The sequence below is a fragment of the Pseudoalteromonas sp. SR45-5 genome (assembly GCF_014163565.1).
GTDB lineage: Bacteria > Pseudomonadota > Gammaproteobacteria > Enterobacterales > Alteromonadaceae > Pseudoalteromonas > Pseudoalteromonas distincta.
Genome location: NZ_JACJDN010000975.1, coordinates 1 through 903 on the forward strand (window position 1 = coordinate 1; position 903 = coordinate 903).

The 903-nt window shown below is 31.5% G+C and carries 1 protein-coding gene and 1 pseudogene; both read left to right on the forward strand.

Annotation, left to right across the window (positions count from 1 at the left end; translation table 11 throughout):
- Positions 1-13: 13 nt before the first annotated feature.
- Positions 14-112: an SGNH hydrolase domain-containing protein gene (locus H5072_RS21600; RefSeq protein WP_404936346.1), complete on the forward strand. Its 99-nt coding sequence runs from the start codon at positions 14-16 to the stop codon at positions 110-112.
- A gap of 565 nt (positions 113-677) precedes the next feature.
- Positions 678-903, forward strand: a pseudogene (locus H5072_RS20450) (polysaccharide pyruvyl transferase); the annotation flags it as partial.

The window sequence follows — 903 nt, forward strand, 5'->3', positions numbered from 1 at the left end:
TTGCCATGGAGACATTGATGGAAAACCACTCTATTTTGACGATGATCATTTAAATTTGTATGGAACTAAAATTATTTCGCCGGTATTCGATGAAGTATTCATGAACCATTAGGAATAAATCAAAGCTCAGAAAAGGAATAGTTAAGGCTGAGGAAAAAACAAATAAACGTTAGCTTAGTTTCACCTAAACTATAGAAAATATTACTCTCTGAATCATAATTATAAGCCTTATTAAGTAGGAGAACTTGTCGTTTATTAATAAGTAGTAAGATAATTTTAACGCGGTGTGGTTACCCTCGTAGGTAGCGGAATTAAAAATAAGATCACAGTTTACTACCACGAGATCTAGTGCAAAATACACAGTTAATAAGCTGGGTTTAAACTAAAGAACAAATTACACATAATTAATCTAATCCTTTGTTATCAAATATAACCAAGGGGCAAAATTAGTTATGCTTTATTTAGTAGCTTTACTATAGTTTAAAGTACTTTCTTCTTCTCCCTAATGAACCAAGAAAGTGTTTTAGTTAACGCTAGGCTCAGTTTAGAGCTACTTTAAAGCCCAGAGGTTTTTTATAAGCCTCTGGGCGTTTTTATTTGCAGATCCCTAAGTAAAACGTTGATAGTTAAACTTCACAGTGTAAAATTAAAACTTTTACAGTAACTAAGGAAAGTATATGAAACAGCAAGATATTTGGTCTAATTGCTTAAACAACTTGAAAAAGAAACACGAAGCTATCTCTGAATTAATAGCTAACCGTACTGTTGCGTATATAGATATACCTAATCACTTTAACGTAGGTGACTTATTAATTTATAAAGGAACAGAACAGTTTTTTAAAAATCATTCAATAAATGTTATCTACAGAGCCGGGACTTCTGCAGTAAATTTACAAAAAGTAG